Consider the following 22564-nt stretch of genomic DNA (forward strand, 5'->3'; position numbering starts at 1 on the left):
ACCCGGCTCGACGGTACCGGTCGGTGTGATTCTTGCCATTCGGGCGGAGAGTGCCGGCGTTCCCCACCTCTGTTCGCTCCGTCGGCTGCCGGCCGCGGCGGGCACCACCGTTGGGGGAATCACAAACACCTTGCCGCCCGGTCCCGGAGGAATCGATATCAGGTGATTTCGTGACCGAGAAACGCGAGTACACGAACGATTACCCCGAGAAGACGCTGTACATCCCCGGCCCGACCGAGGTCTGCGAGGACGTGATCGAGGAGATGGCCCAGCCGATGTTCGGCCACCGGATGGACCGGATGACGGATCTGTACACGACCATCGTCGAGGACACGAAGGAGTTTCTCGGCACCGACAACGAGGTGATGATCCTCACCGGCTCCGGGACCGAGTTCTGGGAGGCCTCAACGCTGAACCTCGTCGACGAGAACATCCTCGTGCCGACGTGCGGGAGCTTCAGCGAGCGCCACGCCAACGTCGCCGAGCGACTCGGCAAGAACGTGGACCGACTGGAGTACGAGTGGGGGGAGGCGATCAAGCCCGAGGACATCCGCGAGCACCTCGAAGCGACCGACAAACACTACGACGTGGTCGCGACTGTGATGAACGAGAGTTCGACCGGCGTGCGCAACCCGATCGAGGAGATCGGCGACGTGACCGCCGAGTACCCGGACACGTACTTCGTCGTCGACGCGGTGTCGGCGCTGGGCGGCGACTACGTCGACATCGACGCCCACGGCATCGACGTGATCTTCGCGTCGACGCAGAAGGCGTTCGCGATGCCGCCCGGGCTGGCGGTGTGCATCGTCAGCGACGAGGCGTATGAGCGCGAGGTGGGGAAGGAGTCGGCGTCGTGGTACGGCGGCTTCCAGCGCGCGCTCGACTACTACGACCGGAAGGGGCAGACCCACTCGACGCCAGCGATACCGATCATGCTCGCGTACCGAAAGCAGATGAAGTACATGCTGGAGGAGGGCCACGAGGGGCGCAACGCCCGACACCGAGAGATGGCCGAGTACACCCGCGAGTGGGCGGACGAACACTTCGGCATGTTCCCCGAGAAGGGGTACGAGTCGCAGACGGTCGCGTGCATTGAGAACACGCAGGGCATCGACGTGGCCGGGACAATCGAGCAGGTGAGCGAGGAGTACGACATGGTGTTCTCGAACGGCTACGGCTCGCAACTCGGCGAGGAGACGTTCCGCATCGGCCACATGGGCGAGCACGACGTGGAGTCAATCCGGGCGCTGACCGACGCCATCGAGGACGTGGCCGGGCTGTAGGTCCGGACGGCCGTCCGGCTCATCGATTGGCGACGTGTCGCCCGGAACACTAACGAGCCGGCGTCATCCCGTGGCGGCGTGCCGCGTCGGCCGGTAAACCCTCGTGCCGGGCGTCCGCGATCGCGGCTCGCGGCGGGCCGTGTGTCGCGCGCCCGGGTTCTCCGCACCGTCATCGCACCCTAGCGGGTCTACTGGGGCGGGGACTGAAGGCGCGCACCCGCAGCTAGCGCCCGGCGGTACAAACCGCTACCGGAGGAACTTCGAGAGCCGGTCGGTGAGCGAGGAATCGTCGCCCAGCTTCAGGTAGAACGCGTCGCCGCCGTCCTCGTAGTAGTTCTCGATCCGGCGGACGGTCTGAAAGCCGATATGCTCGTAGAACGCCAGCGCCGCCTCGTTCGTCGTCCGCGCGTGACACGACACCGAACGGTTCTCCTCGGCGACCTCGGCGACGAGCCGCTCACCGTAGCCGCGTCCCCGAACCCACGGTGCGACGGCCAGAAACAGGATGTAGCCGTCGCGTCGCGTGGCGGCGAAGCCGACGAGCTCGTCGTCCTCGAAAAGCAGGTGGCAGGCGGCGCGCTTGTAAGCGTTCATGAAGAAGCCGCGCCGCTGCTTGAGGACGCCCTCGCGCTCGCGTATCTCCTCTTTCAGCGCCCAGGCGGCCGCCGCGTTGTCGGCGTTCCCCGGGGGATCCATGCGCTTTTCGACGTTGACACTCACGCTGATGTCTCTACTGCTGAAGCGCATTTAATTCCACCGTCGGCGGCGCTCGTCGCCGCACAGTCGTTCTCGACGGGCGCTCACCGGGATCCCGCACCATTTTACTTCCCACGTTCGTTCGAATGTGCAATGTCGAAGTGGTCGCCCGACGAGCTGACCGGGTCGGTCGTCAGGGCGTTCCGAAGCGCGTTCGTCACCGGAGTGGCCGTCGTCGTCCCGTTGTTGCTCTCGCTCATCGTGCTCGCGGTCGCCGGTCGCTACGTCTACGAGTATCTCGACCTGTTCTCCACGCTGGTGCTCGATCTCAGTCCCGAGGCTCGGTACGCGTTCACCCTGTCGGGCGTCAGGCTCTCGGTCACGAAGGAGGCGCTGATCGAACTGCTCACGCCGGTCGTGCTCGCGTCGACCATCCTAGCGGTCGGGTTGCTGATCAACGCGACGCGGTACGGGGCAATCGCCGTCGACTACTTCGACGCCGCCGTCGCGCACGTCCCCGGGATCGGGTCCGTCTACGAGTCGTTCCGGCAGATGTCGGACGTGATGCTCAACGAGGACGCCCAGAACTTCCGCGACGTGAAGCTGGTCGAGTTCCCCCACGAGGGGGCGTACACGCTCGGGTTCCTCACGACTGAGACGCCCGAGGCGCTCCGCGAACCCACCGGCCACGATCGGATGCAGACGCTGTTCCTGCCGTTAGCGCCCAACCCGGTGATGGGCGGACACCTCGTTCACGTGCCGACAGACCGGGTGATGGACGTGGAGATGACCGTCGAGGAGGGGATCCGCGCGGTCGTCACCAGCGGCGTCGCGGTGGCGGACGGCGCCGATGCCGACGGCGGCGGCCTCTCGGAGGAACAGCTCCGGAGCCTCTCGCGAGTCGAGTACGCGGACCAACAGCTCGACCCCGAGGCCAACTCGCCCGACGTCCGCCGCGACGACCCGGTCGAGGCCGAGCGAGACGAGGCGTGGGACCGACAAGTCGACCCGGCGCGGTCGGAGACGCCGACGGACGTGGCCCGGCGGACGCGCGCGCAGCGCGACCCGCCCGACGACGAAGTCGCCGACGGGCCGGGTGCGGACGACCGCCAACCGTACTCGCTGTACGGCGGCACGGAGGCAACGTCGACGCCGGCATGCGAGGCCGGTCGCTACGAGGTCGAATCGGACGAGACTGAGCGTGTGCCGGAACGCGACGCCGACCGACCGGCCGACGCGCGCGAGGGGACCGAGGGACGATCCTCGGTCGGGCGACCGGGGCGAGACGACGGCGGGTCCGACGTGCCCGATAGTGCCGAGCGCGCGGGCGCCGGCGGCCCACGAGACGGCCGCCAAGAGAACGACGACGCCGAGTAGGTTAACAGCCGGGAGCGCGAACCGCGATCCGAGCCGTGAGCGACGACACACAGCGGGATGCGCCCGATACCGCCGACTCCGACGCGAGCGGTCGCTTCGAACTGCGCGACCACACCGCCGACGTGGCCGTCGCCGCGACCGCCGACTCGCTGGGCGGCGTCTTCGCCGCCGTCGCGGACGGGCTGACGGCGGCCATGTGCGAGGAGATACCCGACGGAGGCGACCGGTTCGACCTGCGCGTCCGGGCGGAGTCGCCCGAGGCCGCGTTGTTCGACTACCTCGACCAGTGCATCTACGAGCGGGACGTGCGCGCCGTGTTACCTTCCGACCACCGCGCGACCGTCCGATCCGACGGCGACGGGTGGCTCGTCGAAGCGAGCGCTCGCGGCATCCCACTGGCGGATGTCGTTGCCCGGGACGTGAAGGCCGTAACGTACTCCGAGATGGAGCTCGCGGAGACGGACGGCGGCTGGCGCGCGTACGTCGTGTTCGACGTGTGATCGCCGACGCGTGATCGTCCGGAGCGTGTGAATTGGTCACAGGACTTACCAGCCGGCGCTTGCTACACACGGCGATGCGACTACACTCTCGGTACACCGTCGTCGGACACGTCGCCGCCCTCATCGGACTCATCGTGGGGTTCTCGGAGGTCGGCGCCGCACACGTGGAGTACGTCACGGACACGAACGGTGGCGATCCGATCGCCTTCCTGACGGCCGCGCTGTCCGAGCCCGTCGTCGTCGCCGCGCTGGGCGGCGGCGGCGTCGCGGTCATCGGGACGATGGCCGGATACCTCTGGCTCCGCCCGCTCCGATCCGACGTGGCCGCGATCCGTCGCGCGCTTGCCGATTATACCGACTTGTTGCCGTGGCTGCTCCGTCTCAGTATTGGCCTCCCGATGGTCGGTGCGGGGTTCGCGGGCTATCTGTTCACGCCGCTCGTGACAGCGGCCGATACTGCGGTCCCGATCAGACTGTTCGGCGTCGCCGTCGGCTTCGCGCTGCTGTTCGGGCTGGCGACGCGGTTCGTCGCCGGGATCGCCCTGGTGTCGTACGTCGCGTTGCTCCCGGTGCACCCGTCGCTGTTTTTCGCGTTCGAGTACGTCGCCGGCCTGCTCGCGATCGTCCTTGTCGGCGGCGGTCGCCCGAGCGCCGATCACGTCATCGCGAGACTGGCCGCGAACGACGAGACGGTGTACTCTCAGTTCGACCCGTTTTACCGACGAATCGCCGTTCCGGTCGGGGAGCGCCTCGACCCGTATCGGCAGTTCGTCCCGACGATTGTTCGTGTCGGCATGGGAATCGTCTTCATGTACCTCGCGCTCGCCGAGAAGCTGCTCGCGCCGAAGCAGGCGCTGGCGGTCGTCGAGCAGTACGGGCTGTCGACGCTGGTGCCGGTACCCCCGGAGCTGTGGGTGCTCGGCGCCGCGGCGACCGAGCTGTTCCTTGGGGGCCTGCTCGTGGTCGGACTATTCACGCGCGCGAGCTCCGCGGCGGCGTTCGTCGTGTTCACCACGACGCTGTTCGGCTTGCCCGACGACCCGGTGCTCGCGCACATCTCGCTGTTCGGGCTCGTGTCGGTGCTGCTCGTCACCGGGGCCGGACCGTTCTCGATCGACACCGCGGTGTTCAGGACCCCGAACGAACTCGGAGCGCCCGAGATGGGTGCAGACGCGGTTCGAAGCGCCGCATCCAACCCCTCCGGTGCGTCCGGCGGCAGCCCGGGGGACGCCAACCGCCGGTAGCTCGGACCCGTCGGTCCGTCGACTGCCGGCGACACCGACCGGTAGTAACGCTATTCCGTCCGCCAACGGGAGCTACGCACATGACCGACACGCCAGAGACCCGCGAGTACGACGGCATCGAGCTCCGGAAGGTCCGCGAGTTCGTCTGGGAGATCCCGAAAGAGGGGGGAATGAACGCCCCCGCTCGCGTGCTCGCGAGCGACGCGCTCCTCGAACAGATCAGCGACGATAAGACGCTCCAACAGCTCCGAAACGCGACACACCTCCCGGGGATCACGACGTACGCCGCGTGCATGCCCGACGGTCACCAAGGGTACGGCTTCCCGGTCGGCGGCGTCGGCGCGACCGACGCGGGGGACGGCTGTATCTCGCCGGGAGCGGTCGGCTACGACATCAACTGCGGCGTCCGGATGTTGCGGACGAACCTCACGTACGATGACCTTCGGGGCAGCGAGGAGGAACTCGTCGAGAGCCTCTTCGCGAACGTCCCCTCGGGGCTCGGCGGCGGCGGGATCGTCGAGGGCGACGCCGACACCGTCGAGGCGGTACTCGAACGCGGGATGGAGTGGGCGCTCGAGGAGGGGTACGCCACCGAGGACGACCTCGCACACTGCGAGGACGAGGGTCGTCGGCCCGACGCGCGCCCCGAGTTCGTCTCCCAGAAGGCGAAGGACCGAGGCCGGAACCAGCTCGGGAGCCTCGGCTCGGGGAACCACTTCCTCGAGGTCCAGCGCGTCACGGACGTGTTCGACGAGGCCGTCGCCGACTCGTTCGGCCTGAAGGAGGACCAGATCGTCGTGTTGATCCACTGCGGCTCGCGCGGGCTCGGCCACCAGGTGTGCACCGACTATCTCCGGAAGATCGAACAGCGGCACGGCGATCTGCTCGATCGGCTCCCCGACAAGGAGCTCGCGGCGGCGCCCGCCGGCTCGGAGCTGGCCGACGAGTACTACGGCGCGATGTGTGCGGCGATCAACTTCGCGTGGGTGAACCGACAGCTCATCACCCACCGGACGCGCCGCGTGTTCGAGCGGGTGTTCCGCGCGGACGCCGACGAGCTGGAGATGGAACTGCTCTACGACGTGGCCCACAACATCGCCAAAAAGGAGGTCCACGAGGTCGGCGTCGACGCCGACGGCGACGCGGTCCCGGCGGAGGACGCTATCGCTCACGAGGCGCGAGAGCTGTACGTCCACCGCAAGGGCGCCACGCGCGCGTTCCCGGCCGGCCGCGAGGAGGTCCCGGCCGCCTACCGCGACGTGGGACAGCCGGTCATCATTCCCGGGAGCATGGGCGCCGGCAGCTACGTGCTCGTTGGCGGCGACGAGTCGCTCTCGCAGACCTTCGGCTCGACGGCCCACGGCGCCGGGCGCGTGATGAGCCGAACCGCCGCGAAACAGGAGTACTGGGGGGAGACAGTCCAGAACGAACTCCGCGATCAGGACCACATCTACGTGAAGGCGCAGTCCGGCGCGACGGTCGCCGAGGAGGCGCCCGGCGTGTACAAGGACATCGACGAGGTCGTCCGCGTGAGCGACGCGCTCGGCATCGGGGACAAGGTGGCGCGGACCTTCCCCGTCTGCAACATCAAGGGGTGAGCGGGCGCCGCTGCTGCCGCTGTGAGGTGGTTCTGGCGAACAGGCGACGCGGCGTCCGCTCGCGGCGCGCTGCGTCGCACACCCGCGGACGCGCCGCGTCCGTCGTCAGGACACGGCGAGAGTGGTCCCGTCATCGCTGAAGAACGTTCGTGTTGCCCCCGCGGCGGCGACCGTGGACGGGTGCGACGGCCGCTCAGTAGAACCCGCCCGTCGGCCCGGAGGGACCGTCGGGACCGCGCGGTCCCCTGGCCCCGCCCCCCTCGGCCAGTTCGACGCGCTCGCCGTCGGTATCGGCTCGGCGCGGGTCGATCTCGCGCCCGTCCTCGAAGCGCACGAACGAGAGGTAGAATCGCTCGCCGCAGCCCTCATCGTCGCTCTCGACGGCATCGGTGTCCGGAACCACCGGCGGCGACTCGCCGCAGACGAACGCGACGCCGTCGGCGGCGCCGTCCTCGAACGCCTCGTCCGGGTCGACGTACTCCCAGCCCTCGAATGGATACGGCGTGACCGCCTTGTCCGAGAGGTAGCCGTCGCGCTCCAACTCGACGAGCGTGCCGCAGTGCGGACAGTAGTACGTGACCGGGTAACCCATACTCGACCGACGGGGCGACGGCACTTGCCTCCGTCGGCGACCGGGGCGTTCGTCGACGACCGAACGCGGATTTCAAGCCCCCGGCCCCCGAGTCGGTAGTCGATGTCACCCGAGGAGACGGTCGGGGCGTACTACGACGCCCTCCGCGCGGGCGAGGCGCTCGCGCCGTTTTTTGTCGAATCGCCCGCGACTGTGAAGGTAGGAATCAGCGAGCGTCTGGTGGGGTACGCCGAGGTCGCGAAGGGCCTCCGCGAGCAGACCCGGACGACCGAGGAGTGGACTGTCGAGAGCCACGACCTCCGGGTCGTCAAGCGCGATGAAGCCGCCGCCGTCAGCGACGCGGTGTCGCTCACGTGGTACGACGCCGAGGCGTTCGCCGAGCACTCATTCGAGACGCGCTGGAGTGGAACGCTCCTCCCGACCGACGACGGGTGGGCGTTCGCAGGCCTGCACGTCTCGGCCGCGAGCGACCTCGCAGGGGACGCCGATCGCTGATGGTCGGTCCGAGCATCACGAAGGAGGAGCGCGATGAGACGAACCGTCGGCTCAAGATCGGGATGGTCCTCCTCATCGGCGTCTCTGGGGGGCTGGTGTCGTTGCAGGCGGACCCGACGCCGGTACAGATCGCGGCGGCCGTCGGCGCCTCGCTCGTCATTGGAGCGGCGTTGACGTGGTTCGTCGTGCGGACGCTGGGGGAGTTCTCGCCGAAGCGGTAAGATCGGCCGGATCGCGGCGCCCGGTGTCACACCACCCGTCGGATCCACGCGTCGGGATCGTCGAGTTCCGCGTTGCGCGGGAGGTGCTCGGGGGACTCCCACACCAGCGAGGCGGTGCGGAGGTCCCTCCGGTCGGCGACCGCCCTGAAGAACGCCGCGCCCCGCTCGTACTGTCGGCGCTTCATCCCGAAGCCGAGCAGTCGCTTGAACAGATCGGTGATCGGGTCGCCGTCCTGGCGACGCGCGTCGAGTTTGGCCCGCAGGTCGTCGTACTCGTCGTCGAACGCCCGGTCCATCAGGAGTTCGGCGTACCCCTCGACGGCCGTCATCGCCGTGTTGAGGTCGGCGAACGCGTCGCTGGCGGTGGAGATTTCCCCGGCGCCCCCGCCGCGGGCCAGATCGAGAAGTGACGAGTCGTCGGAGAGCGACCCGACCCCATCTTCGATCCCGGCTTCGAGTCGGCCTTCGAGGTATCCCGGTAGCCACGGCGCGGCCGCGAACTCGGCGGCGTGGGCGACTTCGTGGAAGGCGATCCAGCGGCGAAAGCGGGGGTAGCCGACGCTCAGGTCGACCGCCGCCTGCCGGATGTTCGGCCGAACGAAGTACAGGCCGTGATCGTCGGCGTCGGCCTCCGCCAGGAGGAGGGGGTCGTACTGCCCGAGGACGTTCCGCGCGAGAAACGCCATCGTCACTGCCATGGTCCCCGTGTTCAGCGACCGAGCGACGCCTGGAACGACGCCCTCGCCGGTCGCGGTCTCCTCCAACGGGCGGAGCACCCGACAGAAGGTCTCGACGTTCGCGTCGATCCAGTGATGTCGGTGCTGTACTTCGATGCTGTCGGGGAGATCGAACTCGACGCCCGAGGCCGCCCGCAGCCCGTCGCGGGCCGCGCGAACGTCGTCCGCGAACGCCGCGCGTTCGGCGGGCTCCATCCGCAGGTCGCCCGGTTCGCAGCCACCTTTCGCCGCCTCCGCGACGGCGTCCCAGTCGATGACGCCGCCCGGGGCGTCCGCCGCGTCGGCGATCGCGCGGACGCTCCGTGAGAGATCCATACCGATACTCGGCCAGCCGACGGCATAGGCCTTCCCCCGGTCCCGGACGCGCCCGCGACGGGGTCGGGGACGATCCCCCACCGGTCCGGCGGAGACGATCCCTCGCTGGTCCGGTTCGGACGATTTAAGAGCGATCCGCGGCCCGATCGGAGCATGCAACGAGTCGACGTCGCCATCGTCGGCGGCGGACCGGCGGGGTCGGCCGCCGCCCACGCCGCCGCCTCCCGCGGGGCCGACGCCGTCGTCCTAGAGAAGGGCGTCCCCCGCGCGGACCGGGAGGGGCTCGGCCCGGACTCGACGGACGCCGCCGGGATCTTGGACTACTGGGTGGACATCATGGGGATCCACCCCGACGAGTTCCCCGAGGGCGTCCTCCAAGACGAACTGGACCGCGCCGAGTTCGTCGGCCCGAACGAAGCCTGTACGCTCCGCTCGACCGGGATCGAATCGAGCTACGACGGGTTCGGCTACACGATGCACCGCGCGCGCTTCGACGACTTCATGCGCGACCGGGCGGAGGAGGCCGGCGCCGAGTACCGCGTCGGGGCCTCCGTGCGGGACGTCGACACCGACCGCTCCGCGGGCGGCGACGACGCCCGCCACGTGCTCTCGGTGGCCGGCGGCGAGCAGATCGGCGCGGACTTCCTCGTGCTCGCGGACGGCCCCCAGCGCACGGTGACGAACCGCGTGCTCGACCGGTTCCTTCCCGACGGACGGAAGGCCTCCGAGCTGCTCGCCTCGACGGAGACCAACCACATTGCCTACCAGGAGTACCGGAAGTTCCCGCGGGAGGTGTACGACGAAGTCGACGGCGCCATCACGTTCTGGTGGGGTGTCATGCCCGGTCACACGGCCTACCCGTGGGTGTTCCCCAACGCCGACCGGGTCTGTCGCGTCGGGCTGACGATGCCCATCGGGATGGACCTCGACGAGGTGGACGACCGCGACGAGTACGCGCTCATCCGCGAGGACGACGAGCGCGTCCCCTCCGGAGGCGAGTACGTCCGGCGGATCCTCGAGCGCGAGTGGGGCGACGAGTACGACATCGAGGCGGACTTCCCAATCGTTGAGGACGCCGGCAAGACGAACGGCACGGAGACGTACCCCATCTCCTCGACGAACCCGATCGACAGCCCCGTCGACGCCGGCGTCTGCGTGACCGGTGGGGCGATGGGTACCACCAGCGCGTTCCACGAGGGGGGCGACCACGTCGCCGTCCGAACCGGCGCCATCGCCGGCGAGCTGGCCGCCGCGGGAGACGTGTCCGCATACAACGACCGCTGGAAGGAGGCGATCGGCGACGAGGTGCTGCGCAACGTCGCGCTCGCGGAGCTGTGTCGCGACTACGGCCCGGACGACTGGGACGACACGTTCCGGATCGGCCGGGAGATGCTCGCCCCCGAGAAGGGGTTCGGGATGTTCGAGCAGACGTTCGGCGCCGGCTGGGGCGCGACGAAACTCCTCTTGCGGTACCAGTGGATCAAATGGCGGAACCGCGACGGCCAGTACGTCCAGCTGACCGAAGACAAGTACGCCTATTGAGCCGCGGACGGCGTCGCTCGCCGCGGCTGCGCCGCTGTTCCGGACCGGCCTACATCCCCATGTCCTCGGCGTCCTCGGGCACCGGGAGGTCGGTGACCGCGACGCCCAGCAGCTCCGCGACGTGGTCCAGCGCCATGTCGAAGCCGTAGTAGCGCTCCAGTTCGTCGCCGGCGGCGCCGCCGTCGCGCAACTTCAACATCGCGTACCCCTCCAAATTCTGCGCCACCGCCGCGCGGCGGCCGTCGCGCTCGAACGTCAGCAGGCGCTCGGTTTCCGTCTCCTCGTACATCGCGGTGGTGCCGTCGGCCTCTCCGCTGCTCATGCGTGACCATCGGACGGGAGGTACTCGGTGGTTGCGGTCCCGGCCCGCGACGCCGTCTCCGACGGCCCGACTGTGAGCGGTGTCGCTCGCGAGGTCGAAATACGAGATGAATAGCGGACGGGCCGGAGTTGCCCGGGAGTTCCACCGAGGGGAATCCCGGTCGCTGACTCCGCCCCGCGACCCGACGAGCGACGGACGTCCGGCGGTGGGCTGCTCGCTTCCGCGCCTGGCCCGGTGCCACCGGCGAACCGTGGGAGTGCACCCCTGCGGGTGCGTCCCGGCGGACCGTCGTCCCCGGCGGACGAGGCTTCTCCGTCAGCTTCCGAGGCCCGCGGTGGGCGCCCCGGACGCCTCCGGCGTTCGGTCCCCGCTGAAGACTCTATTGCGGGAGACGAGCAGGGCCTAACTGCCCGACCTAGTCCATTCCGAGATAGCTCGGTGTGACTTAAGGGCCTTGCGGTCCGGTCCGCCGTCGGGCGGTCGGAATCGACAGCCGGCGGTTACACGACGGCTCTGGCGAACGCGCCCGCACTGAGCGGGACGAGCGCGGCGACGCCGACGACGAGCCAGCGGTGCCAGAGGATCCACGTCGCCGACTGCGGGAACGAGTAGAGGTTCTGCACGTCGACCGCGAGCGCCCACGCGAGCGCGAGCGCGAGCAGCCCGACGCCGGCGACGAGCGCGACGCCGGCGACGGTGTCGGCGGGGCGCCGCTTCTGTCGCCCGGAGAGGAAGACGACGACCAGCAGCACCGCGAGGAACGCCACGCCCGCGGCGCCGACGCTGCCCGAAGCGTAGTAGACGTTCAGCCCCGTTCCGGTGTCGGCGATGAGGACGAACGGCGCGGCCAACACGAGAAGCAGCGCGATGCAGGCGGCGACGCCCGTGACCGGCGCGGACTCGGCGAGGTTCATACGGTCGGATACCGGCCGGGCCGTACTTAACGGCCAGCGTTCCGGCCGCCGCGTGGGTGAGGTTGCCGGCGGCCGGGAAGCCGCGACGAGTGCGGGCTCCGCGCCGTGTCGGCCGAAGGGGAACGCCGAAGTGCTCCCCCGCGGACGGACCAGTATGGAAGACGTTGCGATCATCGGCGCGTCTATGACCCAGTTCGGGCAGCGCGACGCGTGGATACGAGAGCTGCTGGCGGAGGCCGGACAGGCGTGTCTCGACGACGCCAGCGTCGCTGCGGACGCCGTCGAGCACCTGTACGTCTCGAACATGGCCAGCGGCGAATTCGAGGGACAGACGGGCGTGCCGAACGCGCTCGCGCACGACCTGCAGGCGGTACCGGCCTACACCGCCCGCATCGACCAGACCTCCTCCTCGGGCGGCGCGGGCATCTACGCCGCGTGGCAATCCGTCGCCTCGGGCGCCTCCGACATGACGCTGCTCGTCGGCGGCGAGAAGATGACCCACAAGACGACCGCGGAGGCGACCGATGTGATCGCCTCGCTCACCCACCCCTGCGAGTACAAACACGGCCTCACGCTCCCCAGCTTCGCCGGCCTCACCGCGCGCCTGTACCTCGACACGTACGACGCACCGCGCGAGAGCCTCGGGAGAGTCGCCGTGAAGAACCACAAGAACGGCGTCGACAACCCACACGCCCAGTTCCGCAAGGAGGTCGACCTCGACACCGTGCTCGACTCCCCGATCGTGGCGGACCCGCTGCGGCTGTACGACTTCTGTCCGATCACGGACGGCTCGGCGGCGCTCATGTTCTGTCCCGTCTCCGTCGCCGAGGAGCACGCCGACGAGTACATCCGCGTCTCGGGCATCGGCGGAGCGACCGATACCCACGTCGTCCACGAGCGCGCGGACCCGACGACGATGCGTGGCGTCGTCGCATCGAGCGAGCAAGCGTACGAGATGGCCAACCTGTCCCCGGACGACGTAGACGTGGCAGAGCTCCACGACATGTTCACGATCCTCGAGTTCCTCCAGTTCGAGGACCTCGGGTTCGCCGAGAAGGGCGAGGGCTGGAAGGCCGTCGAGGAGGGCCGCACCGAGCGCGACGGCGAGCTGCCGATCAACACCTCCGGGGGCCTGAAGTCGAAGGGGCACCCGCTGGGCGCCTCCGGCGTCGCGCAGGCGTACGAAATCGTTCAGCAGCTGCGCGGCGAGGCCGGAAAGCGGCAGGTCGAGGCCGACGTGGGGCTCGCGTGCAACGTGGGCGGGTTCGGGAACTGCGTTACCACCGCGATCCTCGAGGAGGTGGACGCATGAGCGACGACGCGACTCTCGACGAGGACGCCGTCGGCACTGCCGGCGACGACGCCCCGGCCTTCGAGGCCGCTCGCTACCCGGACGGCTCGATCACCTATCCGGCCCACCCGGTCGGCCCGGGCGGCGAGGCGCCGGTCGGGACGGTCGATCTCAGCGAGCACACCGCCGAGGTGATCACCTGGACCACGTCGACGGCGACGCCGCCGGGTGTGCGCGAGCCGAACCACGTCGCGGTCGTCGAGTTCGACGTGGACGGCGAGCCCGTCCGCGCCATCGGCCAGGCGACGACCGGCGACATCGACATCGGCGACGAGGTCGAACCGGTGTACTGCGAAAAGCTCCGGGACCCCGAGGCGGGCATCCGCCACCCGGACAGCCAGGAGTGGGACGGCTTCCGGTTCCGCCCGGTGGAGTAGCGGCCCGTGTCCGAGGCCTCGCGACTCGGCACGCGAACCGCCGTCGGCGTCGGGGCCACCGTCTCGCTGCTCGCTGTCAGGGGCGCGCTGGCGCTGTTCGACGTGACCGACCCGGCCCCGGGGACCGCCGCGTACTTGGTCGTCGGCGCGGTCGTCACGGGCGCCGTCGCCGGGTGGGCGCGCGCGGCCCGCGGGCTCGTCGCGCCGACGGCGGTACCCACGGTCGCGTTCCTGGGCGCCGCGCTTGCGACCTGGCTACGGTACGTTGCGCCTGCGACGACGCCGAGTCCGGTCGGTCCGACCCCGCTCGGATGGCTGCTGCTCGGCTGGCCGGCGGTCGTCCTCCTCGGCCTCGCCGGTGGTGTAGTCGAACTGTACGCGAACCGGCCCGACGACGCCTGACCGGGACGAATCAGACCGCCCGGCCGTCGCCCGCGTCGTCACCGTCGCCGTCGCCGGCGGCTTCGGTACCGTTGGTGTCGTCTCCGTCCCCCTCGTTTTGCCTCCCGACCTCCCGCTTGATCGACTCCAACTCCGCGTCCACGTCGACCTCGGGGGCGGCGCCCTCGTCTTCGGCGGCCGGTTCGGTCGCGGCGCTCGTCTCGTGGTCGGCAGCGGGGCGGTCGCCGCCCCCTCGGGGGTCGCCGGGCTCGCCGGGCTCGCCGACCTCGATGCTGACGGGACCGTCGTCGACCGCGGTTCCATCGTCGAGCGCGGCTCCATCGTCGTCTCCGCGGTCCGCGCGTCGTTCCCGCGCGCGCTCCCGGTCGACCGCTTCGCGGGACTGGCGGACCCAACGCTCCAACTCCGCGCTCAACTCGCGCGCGTCGGCGACCAGATCGCGACTCTCCTCGTCCTCGGGAATGTCCGCCTCCGAGAGCGTCTCGCGGAGGCGCTCCAGCGCGTCCGCCGCGTCGGTGGCCGCCCGGTCGGTCGCGGAGCTGACGCCCCCGGCGACCGCGTCCGACAACACGGAGCGGGCGAGGTCGCGAGGGTCACGACGCCCGCGTCGAGAGCCGCGCGGGCGACGACGATCCGTCGCCTCGCCGGGCGCGGCGAGGTCGATCACGCCCCGGAGGAGCTCCAGCGCCTCGATCGTCGCTTCGAGGAGCGCCACGACCGTCGGGATGGTGTAGTCGCTCGTGAACCGGAACAGCTCCCCCGGAGACGGGGGACGCGGCGGGCGCCGACCGCGATCACGGCGCTCCCAGCGGGTGGCGGTCGACCGTTCGCCCGATTCGCCCCGCTCGTCCGTGCGTCGCTCCGCGCGCTCGCGCTCGACGAGTTCGGCGCGGAGGTCCGAGAGCGTCGCCTCCAACTCGGAGACGAGCGTCTCGAGGTCGTCGTCGTCGCGACCGCGGGAGGACTGGCTCATAGCGGAGCTCTTTGTTGCGTCCCGGCAAAAGAGTTCACACGCTGACGGACGCGGTCGGGAACGACTGGGTATCGCGGCCGCTCAGCGCGGCTTCGCGCGCCGGTACTGCACCGGCCACTCGACCTCCTCGTCGAGTTCGTCGGCCGCGTGCAGCGGCCAGTACGGCGAGCGGAGGAACTCGCGTGCCATGAGCACGGCGTCGGCGCGGCCATTGGCGACGATCTCCTCGGCCTGCGTGGGCTCCGTGATGCCGCCGACGGCGGCGACGGCGAGGTCGGCGCCGACCTCGGCGACGTGCTCGCGGATAGTCTCCGCGTACGGGAGCTGGTAGCTCGGCCCGGCGTACGGCACCTCCTGTGCGGGCGAGATGCCGCCCGAACTCACGTCGAGGAGGTCGGCGCCGGCCTCGGCCAGCAGCGGGGCGAGCCGCGCCGACTGCTCCACGTCCCACGACTCGCGGTTGTCGATCCAGTCGGTCGCGGAGATGCGCACGAACACGGGCTTGTCGTCGGGCCACACCTCGCGGACCGCCTCGGTCACCTCGCGCACGAGGCGCGTGCGGTTCTCGAAGGAGCCACCGTACTCGTCGTCGCGGTCGTTCGCGACCGGCGAGCAGAACTCGTGCAGCAGGTAGCCGTGAGCGGCGTGCACTTCGGCGACCTCGAAGCCGGCGTCGAGCGCGCGCTCGGCGGCCACCCGGAAGTCCTCGATCACGCCGTCGATCTCCGCCGACGAGAGGCTGTTCGTCGGGTGTTCGTCGCCGTCGCGAGGGTACGGTCCCGACGGCGCGTCCACCTCCCAGCCCCCCTCCTCGAGGGAGACAGGGTCGCCACCGTCCCAGGGGCGATGCGTCGAGGCCTTCCGGCCGGCGTGGGCCAACTGGATCGCCGGGACCGACCCCTGCGAGGCGACGAACTCGGCGATCCGAGCCCACTCGTCGGCCTGTTCGTCGGTCCAGATCCCGGTGTCCTGCGGCGTGATGCGGCCTTCGGGCGAGACGGCGGTCGCCTCGGCCATCACGAGGCCCGCCCCGCCGACGGCGCGCGAGCCGAGGTGGACGAGGTGCCAGTCCGAGGGCAGCCCCTCGGTCGCCGAGTACTGGCACATCGGCGAGACGAACGCGCGGTTCGGAACCTCCGTGTCGCGCAGCGTGAGCGGGGAGAACAGGTGATCGACCATGTCCTCGGTACGACCGGGGCGGTACAAACGGCTGGCGGCGACAGCGGGGATTGCCACTACCGGTCGGCGACGGGGCGGCGTCGACCGATGCCGACGGCGGTCCGGGTCCCCGCATGCGGACATGAGGCCCCGCGCAGGCTTCCGGTTCCTGCGGCTTTTCACCCCTGCTTCGACAGGGGCGCGTATGGGACTCTCGACCGAGGAGATCATGCAGATCAGTCTCGACCTCGTCGACTGGGACGAGCCCCCCGCCGACAGCACCGTCTATGTCCCCGGCGAGGACATCGAGTCCGCGCTCGTGGGCATCGACCTCGAATCGCCCGAGATCCAGTTGGCCCACGACCGCGGGTACGACCTGGCGCTCGCGCACCACCCGACGGGGATGAGCGCCCGCCTCGACTTCCCCGAGGTGCTCGACACGCAAGTCGAGTTCATGACGGACCACGGCGTCCCCGAGTCGGTCGCCGAGGAGGCGGTCGCGGACCTGCGCTCGCGGATGGACCACGGCGGCCACTCCAGCAACTACCGACATGACCCCAGCGTCGCGGAGCTGCTCGACCAGCCGTACCTCAACACCCACCTCGCGCCCGACGAGTACGGCCGCCGGGTGTTCCGCGAGGTCGCCGACGGGCTCGCGGACGACGCGACCGCCGGCGAGTTCGTCGACGCCCTGAGCGACATCCCGGAGCTCCACGCCGCCGAGACCGACGTGCGCCTCCGTGTCGGCGACCCGGACAACGACCTCGGCGAGGTGGCGGTCCACCACGCCGGCGGGACGAACGGGGGCGCCTCGGTCGCCCGCGCGTACTTCGAGCACGGCGTCGACACCGTCCTCTACATCCACGTCGGCGCCGGCGACACCGCCGACCTGCGCGAGGAGTTCGGCGACACGGGGAAGACTCTCGTCGTCACCGGTCACATCGCCAGCGACGCGATCGGGATGAATGCAGTCGTCGACGCACTGGAGGAGCGCGGCGTCGAGTGCGACACCATATCCGGGTGCGGGATCGGTCGCGACGAGTGACCGACCGCGCCGGCGGTTTAGGTCGGCCTACTGTTTAGGCCATCCAAAACCTATATGTCGACGGGTCCACGAGAGAACGGTAATGACTCACGATGTGCTCGCGGAGCGGAACGACGAGGCGTCGTCCGAGCCCGATTTCACTTCGGAAGCCCCGGTGGCCGCCCTCCGGACGTGTCCCGACCGAACGGTCTTCACCGAGAACGGCAACGCGGACGGGTGGATCTCGACGGACCTGACGGTCGATCTGGAGCGGTGAGCACTGGGGTCGGTGCGGGTTCTGGGGGTCTCTGATCGATACCCGCAGCTATTGACGCGGCGGTTCGAAAAGAACGGATCGACCGTGAATCGACCTTGGTGTCCGTCGCGTCCCGGCTTACTGCATCGTTCCCTCGGTGACGAGGGTGTCGTCCTCGAGGTAGTGCTCGATGTGGTGGGCGTCCTCCTCGACCTGCACGATGTTCTCGCGGAGGATCTCGCCGGTCGCGGGGTCACCGAGACCGTCGGCGAGTTCGACGTGCTCGCGCAGCGTCTCGATGATCTCGCCGTACAGCTCCATGTCATTCGCCAGCGACGTGCGGATGTCGTAGACGTCCTCGTCTTCGGGCTCGATGGGCGCCTCTGCCTGCAGCGTCGTCATGGACGCGTGCGGGACGCCGCCGAGCGCCTGCACGCGTTCGGCGAGCTCGTCGGCGAACGCTTCCGCGTTCTCTGCCGCGTCGCCGAGGAAGAGGTGCAGGTCGCGGAACTCGGCGCCCTCCACGTTCCAGTGGTGCTTGCGGAGCTGGTGGTACAGGACGTACGTCGCCGCGAGGTCTGTGTTGAGCGCGTCGATGATCTGCGCTGCCTTGTCGGCGTCCATCCGAAGCGCTTCGCTTCCCTCGACATCGCCCGCGGACTTCAGCACACGCTTTTGCGTACTCATACTGTACCCAAACGTACGCTCGCCAGACACATAAAACCCCACCTCACGACAAGATTTCTTTTGGAATACCTAAACACCGTTCTTGTTTCTCGAACCGGGACGGGAGTTCCGACGGGTCGAACCGTCGTTCTCGGTCGCTTCGAGGACCGGGATGAACTCCCGTTGCTCGGCGAGCACCGCGGGGTCCAGATCGGCGACGAGGTCGCGCTCGCCGCGGCTGAGCGCCGCCGCGACGTGCCCGTCGGGGCGGACCACCGCGGACCGCCCAGCGTACTCCGTCAGCGGGGCGTCCGGCACGTTGCGCGCGCCGGTCCGACCCGCACCGACGACCCAGCGAACGCCGTCGAGCGCGCGGGCACGCAGGAGGAGCCGCCAGTTCTCGGAGTGGGCCGCCGGCCACGCGCCGGCGACGAACAGCGCGTCGACCCGCTCGGCGGCGAACGCTGCGCTGTCGCCGACGAAGTTCAGGTCGTAGCAGGTGACGAGCCCAGTCGACCCCGCGGGCGTCTCGACGACGACCCGCTCGTCGCCGGCGGTCACCACGTCGGCCTCGCCAGCCCAGAGGTGTCGCTTTCGATAGACAGTCGTGTCGCTGTCGGGGGCGACGTACGCGAGGGCGTTGTACAGCCGGTCGTCGCCCGCACCGCGTTCGAGGTAGCCCGCGACGACCGCGAGGTCGTGTGCGGCCGCGACCGACCGGACCCGGTCGAGTTCCGGCCCGTCGCGCTCAAGCGCGGCATCGCAGGCGCGCTCGTCGGCGACGAAGCCCGTCAGCGCGTACTCCGGGAACACCGCGACATCGACGCGGTCCGGCAGGGCGGCGACGCGCTCGGTGACGGCGTCGAGGTTCGTCGCGGGGTCCAGATCGGCGACCGACAGCTGGGGGACGGCGACGGTTGGCACGCCGAACCACTCGTCCCCCGGCCGCAAAACGACGGCGGTCCTCCTCCCACGGGCCGTCCGCGTTCCGCCCGCGTCCGGTCCGGCCCGGAATATGGAAACGCCCTTGTAGCCGACACACCCATCGTCGGCCATGAGCGACGACGACCCGGCCGAGGAGTCAGGCGACCCCGAGGACGCCGAGGAGACGGAACTCGTCCCCGAGGTGTCCGCCGAGGACCTGGACGCCAGGCTGGACGAGACCGCCGAGGCGCTCGATGCCGCCGAGACCGAGGGCGACCTCGACGAGGTCGAAGCAGATCTTGACGGGATCGAGGCGGACCTGGAGCGGGCCGACCTCCCGGAACCGGACGAGGACGACGAGGACGCGGTGGACCCGCGCGAGGAGGTGGAGTCGCGCCTGTCCGATCAGCGCGACGACCTCGAGGAGCAGCGCGGCCCGTACGCCTCCGACACGGTCGACGACATCGAGTCCGCGCGGGCGAGAATCGCCGACACGCGGTGGACCGACTCGGGCGAGGCTACCCTCCCCGGCGTCGTCGACGACTTCTTCGCCGCGGTGACCGACACGCTCGATACCGACCTGAACCGCGCAGGCGACGACGACCCCGAGAGCCTCGCCGACGCGCTCGACGATGCGGTCGCGGCCATCGAGGACGCGGGTCTCGACCCCGACGAGGATGCCGAGACGATCGCCGCGCTGCTGGAGGCGACCGACGCGCTGGAGACGGGCGTCGACGACGCAGAAGAGTGGGACGACCTCGAGACCCACGAACAGCTCCAGGCGCAGGGCTTCTACGACGTGCTCGGGCACTACAAGGACTTCCCGCCGGAGCTGTCGGCGCTGAAAGAGCACGAACAGCGGGGGAACGTCGAGATGGTGCTGCTCGCGTTGGACTCGCTGCAGTCGGAGTTCATGGAAGAGCACTGCCTGGACGCGCTCACGCGCATGGGTGACCGGGGCGCCTTCGAGGCGATGCATCAGCGCGCACAGAAACGCGACCAGCCCGCGATCCGCGCGCTCGGCAAGATGGCAGCAACGGACGCCGTCGAGACGCTCGTCGAGTACGTCGACTCCGACTCGAATCCAACCCTCCAGAAGGTGACGTTCAAGGCGCTCGGCGAGATCGGTCACGAGGACGCCGTCCAGCCGCTCGCGAACAAGCTCGCCATGGAGAACGACGAGGTCCGGCCGTACGCCGCCCGCGCGCTCGGGCTCATCGGCGACGCCCGCGCCGTCGACCCGCTGGCTGACGCCGCGGCCGACGACGACAGCGACAACGTCCGCGCGGCCGCCCTGTGGGCGCTGCGCCAGATCGGCACCGAGGCTGCCCTGGAGGCGGCTGCCGAGTTCGACGACGACCGGGCGTTCATCGTGCAGACGGAGGCACAAAAGGCCCGAGACGCGCTCGCCGTCGCCGACGATGGCGAGGAAGTCGCCGCGTAGGCGCGCTCGCCACGGTGCCGCTGGCGCGTTTCGCAGCCGACTGCTACAACAGTTCCCCGATGAACAGCAGCGTGAATCCCAGCGAGACGAGCAGCCCGCCGACGCGCCCGAGGTTCGTATGTTCGGTGACCGTCGCGGGCGCGATGTCGATATCGTAGCTGTCCCACTCCTCCTCGTAGGTGACGTACGACGGAACCTGGAAGAACTCCAGTGCAACGAGTGCGCCGCCGACGGCCCCAAGTGCGGCGCCTGTGAGCCTGACTCCCTCGGCGATGGTGACCATACCGTCACCCGCCGTCGTCGGAGCAAAAACGCACCGAATGCCGTCCGCGGGCGCGCCTCGATGAGGCGAGAATTGAAGTGCGATACCGGCACCAGCGCCCCACGTGCAACGGTTCCTGGGTGTCGTCGCGTCCGTTCTCGTGCTCGTCGCGGCGGCGACGCCCGCGGCGGTGGCTACGGCGGCCGTCGAGGACCCGAAGCCGGCGACGAACGCGACGCGAGCGGGGGCCACCGCGGACACGGACACCGGGGCAACCGCGGACACGGCGAGGGAAGCCACCGGGGCCACCGCACCGCGGATCGTCGCGCTCCTCGCGAACCCGGTCGCCACGGACGACGCCGGCGAGTACCTCCTCCTGTCGCTTCCGCCGGGGAATTGGAGCGTCGGCGACGGGGAAGGCGCCGTTGCGATCGAACAGCGGCGGGCCGGCCCGGTCGTCGCGACCGCCGACCCCGAGGCGCTGGTCGCACCGCCGGCGGGGCGCGTCGTCCCCCGCGGCCTCCGGCTGTCGAACGCCGGCGAGCGGGTCGTACTCAGGCGCGGCGGGGAGAACGGGTCGGTCGTCGACGCCGTCGAGTACGGCCGCGCGCCCGAAGGCGAGCGGTGGGAGCGAGCCGCCGGCGGCGACGACGTGGGGGGATCGCGGTGGCGCCCGGTCGGACTCGCTCACCGCGACCCGTTGGCGCTCGGATCGGCGGACGCGACGGCGTTCGTGCTGCCCGACACGCCGGCGGCGCCGCTCACGACGATCCGAAGCGCCGACGAGCGGGTCCTTCTGGCCGGGTACACGTTCGGCTCACGGCGCGTCGCTCGCGAGTTGATCGCCGCTCGCGAGCGCGGCGCCACGGTCCGCGTGCTCCTCGAAGGCGGTCCCGTCGGCGGGGTCTCCGCGCGTCAAGCAGCACTGCTCGACTCGCTGGCCGCGGCGGGCATCGACGTTCGCGTGCTGGCGGGGCCGCACGCGCGGTTCCGGTATCACCACGCGAAGTACGCGGTCGCCGACGACACTGCGGTCGTGCTCACTGAGAACTGGAAGCCGAGCGGTACCGGCGGCGCCGACAGCCGTGGGTGGGGTGTGGAGCTTCGCTCGCCGCGGGCGGCCGACGCCCTCGCCGACCTGTTTCGCGCGGACGCAGGGTGGCGTGACGCCGTCCCGTGGAGCCGGTACCGAACCGGGAGGCCGTTCGAGGAGGTCGACCCGGCGACCGGGTCGTACCCCGCCCGTCACGCACCCGCGGACGTTCACGTCAAGCGCGTCCGCCTGCTCACCGCGCCGGGGAACGCGCGGGCGGCGGTCGTGGAGGTCGTCGACGACGCCGAGGCGACCGTCGACGTGATTCAGCCCACCGTCGAACGAGGACCGATGGTGGCGTCGCTTCGCCGCGCCGCCCGCCGCGGCGTTCGCGTGCGGCTGCTTCTCTCGAACGCCTGGTACGTCGCCGACGAGAACGCCGCGCTGGCGGCCTCGCTGAACAGCTGGGCGGCCGACGCCGGCGTCCCCCTAGAGGCGCGCGTCGCCGAACCGGCCGGCCGTTACGGGAAGATCCACGCGAAGGGTGTCGTCGCTGACGACGTGGCGCTGGTCGGGTCGCTCAACTGGAACCCGACGAGTGCGCGCGAGAACCGCGAGGTCGTCATCGCCCTGGAGGGGGAGGACGTCGCCGACTACTACCGCGGGACCTTCGCGGCCGACTGGCGCGCGGGAACCGGCGGTTCGGGCGACCTCCCGCCCGGCTTCGCCATCGGCGCCGTCGGTGCGGTGGCCGGCGCGGTGCTGTTCGTCCGACGGCGACTGTCGTTCGACGACGCCTCGGAGGGTCGACGCGGACCGATCGGGTGAGGATCGACGCGGCGGCTGAAGCCGGTCCGC

At 70.2% G+C, this 22564-nt stretch carries 25 protein-coding genes and 1 other RNA gene; 15 read left to right on the forward strand and 11 right to left on the reverse strand.

Annotated elements, in window-relative coordinates:
- Nucleotides 1-170: 170 nt before the first annotated feature.
- Nucleotides 171-1283 carry a pyridoxal-phosphate-dependent aminotransferase family protein gene (locus BUE16_RS11715; RefSeq protein WP_073309877.1) on the forward strand — a complete coding sequence of 371 codons (1113 nt, stop codon included), beginning with the start codon at nucleotides 171-173 and terminating at the stop codon, nucleotides 1281-1283.
- A 246-nt stretch (nucleotides 1284-1529) separates the two neighbouring features.
- Here the strand turns inward: BUE16_RS11715 and BUE16_RS11720 are convergent, their stop codons facing one another.
- Nucleotides 1530-2003 (reverse strand): GNAT family N-acetyltransferase, encoded by a 474-nt coding sequence (locus tag BUE16_RS11720; protein ID WP_073309879.1) that lies wholly within the window; start codon nucleotides 2001-2003, stop codon nucleotides 1530-1532.
- Nucleotides 2004-2132: 129 nt separating this feature from the next.
- Here BUE16_RS11720 and BUE16_RS11725 point away from each other — a divergent pair, with 129 nt between their 5' ends.
- The 4 genes from BUE16_RS11725 (at nucleotide 2133) to BUE16_RS11740 (ending at nucleotide 6698) form a co-directional block, all read left to right on the forward strand.
- Entirely contained in the window at nucleotides 2133-3356 is a 1224-nt protein-coding gene (locus BUE16_RS11725; protein WP_073309881.1) for a DUF502 domain-containing protein, read from the forward strand.
- A gap of 35 nt (nucleotides 3357-3391) precedes the next feature.
- A complete protein-coding gene (locus BUE16_RS11730; RefSeq protein WP_073309883.1) occupies nucleotides 3392-3856 on the forward strand; it encodes an archease in 465 nt (154 codons plus the stop codon).
- A gap of 74 nt (nucleotides 3857-3930) precedes the next feature.
- Entirely contained in the window at nucleotides 3931-5100 is a 1170-nt protein-coding gene (locus tag BUE16_RS11735) for a DoxX family protein (protein ID WP_073309885.1), read from the forward strand.
- An 80-nt stretch (nucleotides 5101-5180) separates the two neighbouring features.
- The gene (locus BUE16_RS11740; protein WP_073309887.1) at nucleotides 5181-6698 is read left to right on the forward strand and encodes an RtcB family protein; all 1518 of its coding nucleotides are present in this window, start codon (nucleotides 5181-5183) and stop codon (nucleotides 6696-6698) included.
- Between the two features lie 193 nt (nucleotides 6699-6891).
- Here the strand turns inward: BUE16_RS11740 and BUE16_RS11745 are convergent, their stop codons facing one another.
- On the reverse strand, nucleotides 6892-7290 hold the full coding sequence (locus BUE16_RS11745; RefSeq protein WP_073309889.1) for a hypothetical protein: 399 nt from the start codon (nucleotides 7288-7290) through the stop codon (nucleotides 6892-6894).
- A gap of 102 nt (nucleotides 7291-7392) precedes the next feature.
- On the opposite strand from BUE16_RS11745, the gene BUE16_RS11750 reads away from it, so the two are divergent.
- Nucleotides 7393-7785 carry a nuclear transport factor 2 family protein gene (locus BUE16_RS11750; protein WP_073309891.1) on the forward strand — a complete coding sequence of 131 codons (393 nt, stop codon included), beginning with the start codon at nucleotides 7393-7395 and terminating at the stop codon, nucleotides 7783-7785.
- Nucleotides 7785-8006, forward strand: coding sequence for a hypothetical protein (locus BUE16_RS11755; RefSeq protein WP_073309893.1), 222 nt, complete (start codon nucleotides 7785-7787; stop codon nucleotides 8004-8006). The genes BUE16_RS11750 and BUE16_RS11755 overlap by 1 nt, the downstream gene beginning before the upstream one ends.
- Nucleotides 8007-8032: 26 nt before the next feature.
- On the opposite strand, the gene BUE16_RS11760 is transcribed toward BUE16_RS11755, so the two are convergent.
- Nucleotides 8033-9058 (reverse strand): zinc-dependent metalloprotease, encoded by a 1026-nt coding sequence (locus BUE16_RS11760; protein WP_073309895.1) that lies wholly within the window; start codon nucleotides 9056-9058, stop codon nucleotides 8033-8035.
- Nucleotides 9059-9211: 153 nt separating this feature from the next.
- Here BUE16_RS11760 and BUE16_RS11765 point away from each other — a divergent pair, with 153 nt between their 5' ends.
- On the forward strand, nucleotides 9212-10600 hold the full coding sequence (locus tag BUE16_RS11765; protein ID WP_073309897.1) for an NAD(P)/FAD-dependent oxidoreductase: 1389 nt from the start codon (nucleotides 9212-9214) through the stop codon (nucleotides 10598-10600).
- A 49-nt stretch (nucleotides 10601-10649) separates the two neighbouring features.
- Here BUE16_RS11765 and BUE16_RS11770 read toward each other — a convergent pair whose 3' ends face one another.
- The 3 genes from BUE16_RS11770 to BUE16_RS11780 form a co-directional block, all read right to left on the reverse strand.
- Nucleotides 10650-10922 carry a DUF7111 family protein gene (locus BUE16_RS11770; RefSeq protein ID WP_073310071.1) on the reverse strand — a complete coding sequence of 91 codons (273 nt, stop codon included), beginning with the start codon at nucleotides 10920-10922 and terminating at the stop codon, nucleotides 10650-10652.
- A gap of 111 nt (nucleotides 10923-11033) precedes the next feature.
- Nucleotides 11034-11348, reverse strand: an RNA gene (gene ffs, locus BUE16_RS11775) — signal recognition particle sRNA.
- Nucleotides 11349-11422: 74 nt separating this feature from the next.
- A complete protein-coding gene (locus BUE16_RS11780) occupies nucleotides 11423-11836 on the reverse strand; it encodes a DUF7548 family protein (protein ID WP_073309899.1) in 414 nt (137 codons plus the stop codon).
- Between the two features lie 154 nt (nucleotides 11837-11990).
- On the opposite strand from BUE16_RS11780, the gene BUE16_RS11785 reads away from it, so the two are divergent.
- Genes BUE16_RS11785 through BUE16_RS11795 form a run of 3 tightly spaced genes read left to right on the forward strand, consistent with a single transcriptional unit; the run spans nucleotide 11991 to nucleotide 13966 of the window.
- Complete coding sequence (locus tag BUE16_RS11785) at nucleotides 11991-13148, forward strand: thiolase family protein (protein ID WP_073309902.1); 1158 nt, start codon at nucleotides 11991-11993, stop codon at nucleotides 13146-13148.
- Nucleotides 13145-13564, forward strand: coding sequence for a PhlB family protein (locus tag BUE16_RS11790; protein WP_073309904.1), 420 nt, complete (start codon nucleotides 13145-13147; stop codon nucleotides 13562-13564). The genes BUE16_RS11785 and BUE16_RS11790 overlap by 4 nt, the downstream gene beginning before the upstream one ends.
- 6 nt (nucleotides 13565-13570) lie before the next feature.
- A complete protein-coding gene (locus BUE16_RS11795) occupies nucleotides 13571-13966 on the forward strand; it encodes a hypothetical protein (RefSeq protein ID WP_073309907.1) in 396 nt (131 codons plus the stop codon).
- 10 nt (nucleotides 13967-13976) lie between these two features.
- Here the strand turns inward: BUE16_RS11795 and BUE16_RS11800 are convergent, their stop codons facing one another.
- A complete protein-coding gene (locus BUE16_RS11800) occupies nucleotides 13977-14939 on the reverse strand; it encodes a DUF7547 family protein (protein WP_073309909.1) in 963 nt (320 codons plus the stop codon).
- Between the two features lie 81 nt (nucleotides 14940-15020).
- A complete protein-coding gene (locus BUE16_RS11805; RefSeq protein ID WP_073309912.1) occupies nucleotides 15021-16118 on the reverse strand; it encodes an NADH:flavin oxidoreductase/NADH oxidase in 1098 nt (365 codons plus the stop codon).
- A 184-nt stretch (nucleotides 16119-16302) separates the two neighbouring features.
- Here BUE16_RS11805 and BUE16_RS11810 point away from each other — a divergent pair, with 184 nt between their 5' ends.
- A complete protein-coding gene (locus BUE16_RS11810) occupies nucleotides 16303-17142 on the forward strand; it encodes a hypothetical protein (RefSeq protein ID WP_073309914.1) in 840 nt (279 codons plus the stop codon).
- 82 nt (nucleotides 17143-17224) lie between these two features.
- The gene (locus BUE16_RS16725) at nucleotides 17225-17398 is read left to right on the forward strand and encodes a hypothetical protein (RefSeq protein ID WP_159435762.1); all 174 of its coding nucleotides are present in this window, start codon (nucleotides 17225-17227) and stop codon (nucleotides 17396-17398) included.
- 117 nt (nucleotides 17399-17515) lie between these two features.
- Here the strand turns inward: BUE16_RS16725 and dpsA are convergent, their stop codons facing one another.
- Together dpsA and BUE16_RS11820 are read right to left on the reverse strand one after the other, a co-directional pair.
- Complete coding sequence (gene dpsA / locus BUE16_RS11815) at nucleotides 17516-18064, reverse strand: DNA starvation/stationary phase protection protein DpsA (RefSeq protein ID WP_073309916.1); 549 nt, start codon at nucleotides 18062-18064, stop codon at nucleotides 17516-17518.
- A gap of 69 nt (nucleotides 18065-18133) precedes the next feature.
- Complete coding sequence (locus tag BUE16_RS11820) at nucleotides 18134-18967, reverse strand: carbon-nitrogen hydrolase family protein (protein WP_073309918.1); 834 nt, start codon at nucleotides 18965-18967, stop codon at nucleotides 18134-18136.
- 130 nt (nucleotides 18968-19097) lie between these two features.
- On the opposite strand from BUE16_RS11820, the gene BUE16_RS11825 reads away from it, so the two are divergent.
- Nucleotides 19098-20411, forward strand: a complete 1314-nt coding sequence (locus BUE16_RS11825; RefSeq protein ID WP_073309920.1) for a HEAT repeat domain-containing protein — start codon at nucleotides 19098-19100, stop codon at nucleotides 20409-20411.
- Between the two features lie 43 nt (nucleotides 20412-20454).
- On the opposite strand, the gene BUE16_RS11830 is transcribed toward BUE16_RS11825, so the two are convergent.
- The gene (locus BUE16_RS11830; protein WP_073309922.1) at nucleotides 20455-20694 is read right to left on the reverse strand and encodes a hypothetical protein; all 240 of its coding nucleotides are present in this window, start codon (nucleotides 20692-20694) and stop codon (nucleotides 20455-20457) included.
- Nucleotides 20695-20797: 103 nt separating this feature from the next.
- Between BUE16_RS11830 and BUE16_RS11835 the strand changes: the two genes are divergently transcribed.
- Nucleotides 20798-22534 carry a phospholipase D-like domain-containing protein gene (locus BUE16_RS11835; protein ID WP_073309925.1) on the forward strand — a complete coding sequence of 579 codons (1737 nt, stop codon included), beginning with the start codon at nucleotides 20798-20800 and terminating at the stop codon, nucleotides 22532-22534.
- Nucleotides 22535-22564 lie beyond the last annotated feature (30 nt).

This window comes from Halobaculum gomorrense, from assembly GCF_900129775.1.
GTDB classification, from domain to species: domain Archaea; phylum Halobacteriota; class Halobacteria; order Halobacteriales; family Haloferacaceae; genus Halobaculum; species Halobaculum gomorrense.

Bases quoted from the DNA above. Each gene is read 5' to 3' on its own strand.
- BUE16_RS11785 (WP_073309902.1), top strand. From the start codon at position 11,991: ATGGAAGACGTTGCGATCATCGGCGCGTCTATGACCCAGTTCGGGCAG.
- BUE16_RS11830 (WP_073309922.1), bottom strand. From the start codon at position 20,694: ATGGTCACCATCGCCGAGGGAGTCAGGCTCACAGGCGCCGCACTTGGG.
- BUE16_RS11805 (WP_073309912.1), bottom strand. From the start codon at position 16,118: ATGGTCGATCACCTGTTCTCCCCGCTCACGCTGCGCGACACGGAGGTT.
- BUE16_RS16725 (WP_159435762.1), top strand. From the start codon at position 17,225: ATGACTCACGATGTGCTCGCGGAGCGGAACGACGAGGCGTCGTCCGAG.
- BUE16_RS11800 (WP_073309909.1), bottom strand. From the start codon at position 14,939: ATGAGCCAGTCCTCCCGCGGTCGCGACGACGACGACCTCGAGACGCTC.
- BUE16_RS11765 (WP_073309897.1), top strand. From the start codon at position 9,212: ATGCAACGAGTCGACGTCGCCATCGTCGGCGGCGGACCGGCGGGGTCG.
- BUE16_RS11760 (WP_073309895.1), bottom strand. From the start codon at position 9,058: ATGGATCTCTCACGGAGCGTCCGCGCGATCGCCGACGCGGCGGACGCC.
- BUE16_RS11810 (WP_073309914.1), top strand. From the start codon at position 16,303: ATGGGACTCTCGACCGAGGAGATCATGCAGATCAGTCTCGACCTCGTC.
- BUE16_RS11745 (WP_073309889.1), bottom strand. From the start codon at position 7,290: ATGGGTTACCCGGTCACGTACTACTGTCCGCACTGCGGCACGCTCGTC.
- BUE16_RS11750 (WP_073309891.1), top strand. From the start codon at position 7,393: ATGTCACCCGAGGAGACGGTCGGGGCGTACTACGACGCCCTCCGCGCG.
- BUE16_RS11780 (WP_073309899.1), bottom strand. From the start codon at position 11,836: ATGAACCTCGCCGAGTCCGCGCCGGTCACGGGCGTCGCCGCCTGCATC.
- BUE16_RS11825 (WP_073309920.1), top strand. From the start codon at position 19,098: ATGAGCGACGACGACCCGGCCGAGGAGTCAGGCGACCCCGAGGACGCC.
- BUE16_RS11755 (WP_073309893.1), top strand. From the start codon at position 7,785: ATGGTCGGTCCGAGCATCACGAAGGAGGAGCGCGATGAGACGAACCGT.
- BUE16_RS11740 (WP_073309887.1), top strand. From the start codon at position 5,181: ATGACCGACACGCCAGAGACCCGCGAGTACGACGGCATCGAGCTCCGG.
- BUE16_RS11790 (WP_073309904.1), top strand. From the start codon at position 13,145: ATGAGCGACGACGCGACTCTCGACGAGGACGCCGTCGGCACTGCCGGC.
- BUE16_RS11725 (WP_073309881.1), top strand. From the start codon at position 2,133: ATGTCGAAGTGGTCGCCCGACGAGCTGACCGGGTCGGTCGTCAGGGCG.
- dpsA (WP_073309916.1), bottom strand. From the start codon at position 18,064: ATGAGTACGCAAAAGCGTGTGCTGAAGTCCGCGGGCGATGTCGAGGGA.
- BUE16_RS11770 (WP_073310071.1), bottom strand. From the start codon at position 10,922: ATGAGCAGCGGAGAGGCCGACGGCACCACCGCGATGTACGAGGAGACG.
- BUE16_RS11735 (WP_073309885.1), top strand. From the start codon at position 3,931: ATGCGACTACACTCTCGGTACACCGTCGTCGGACACGTCGCCGCCCTC.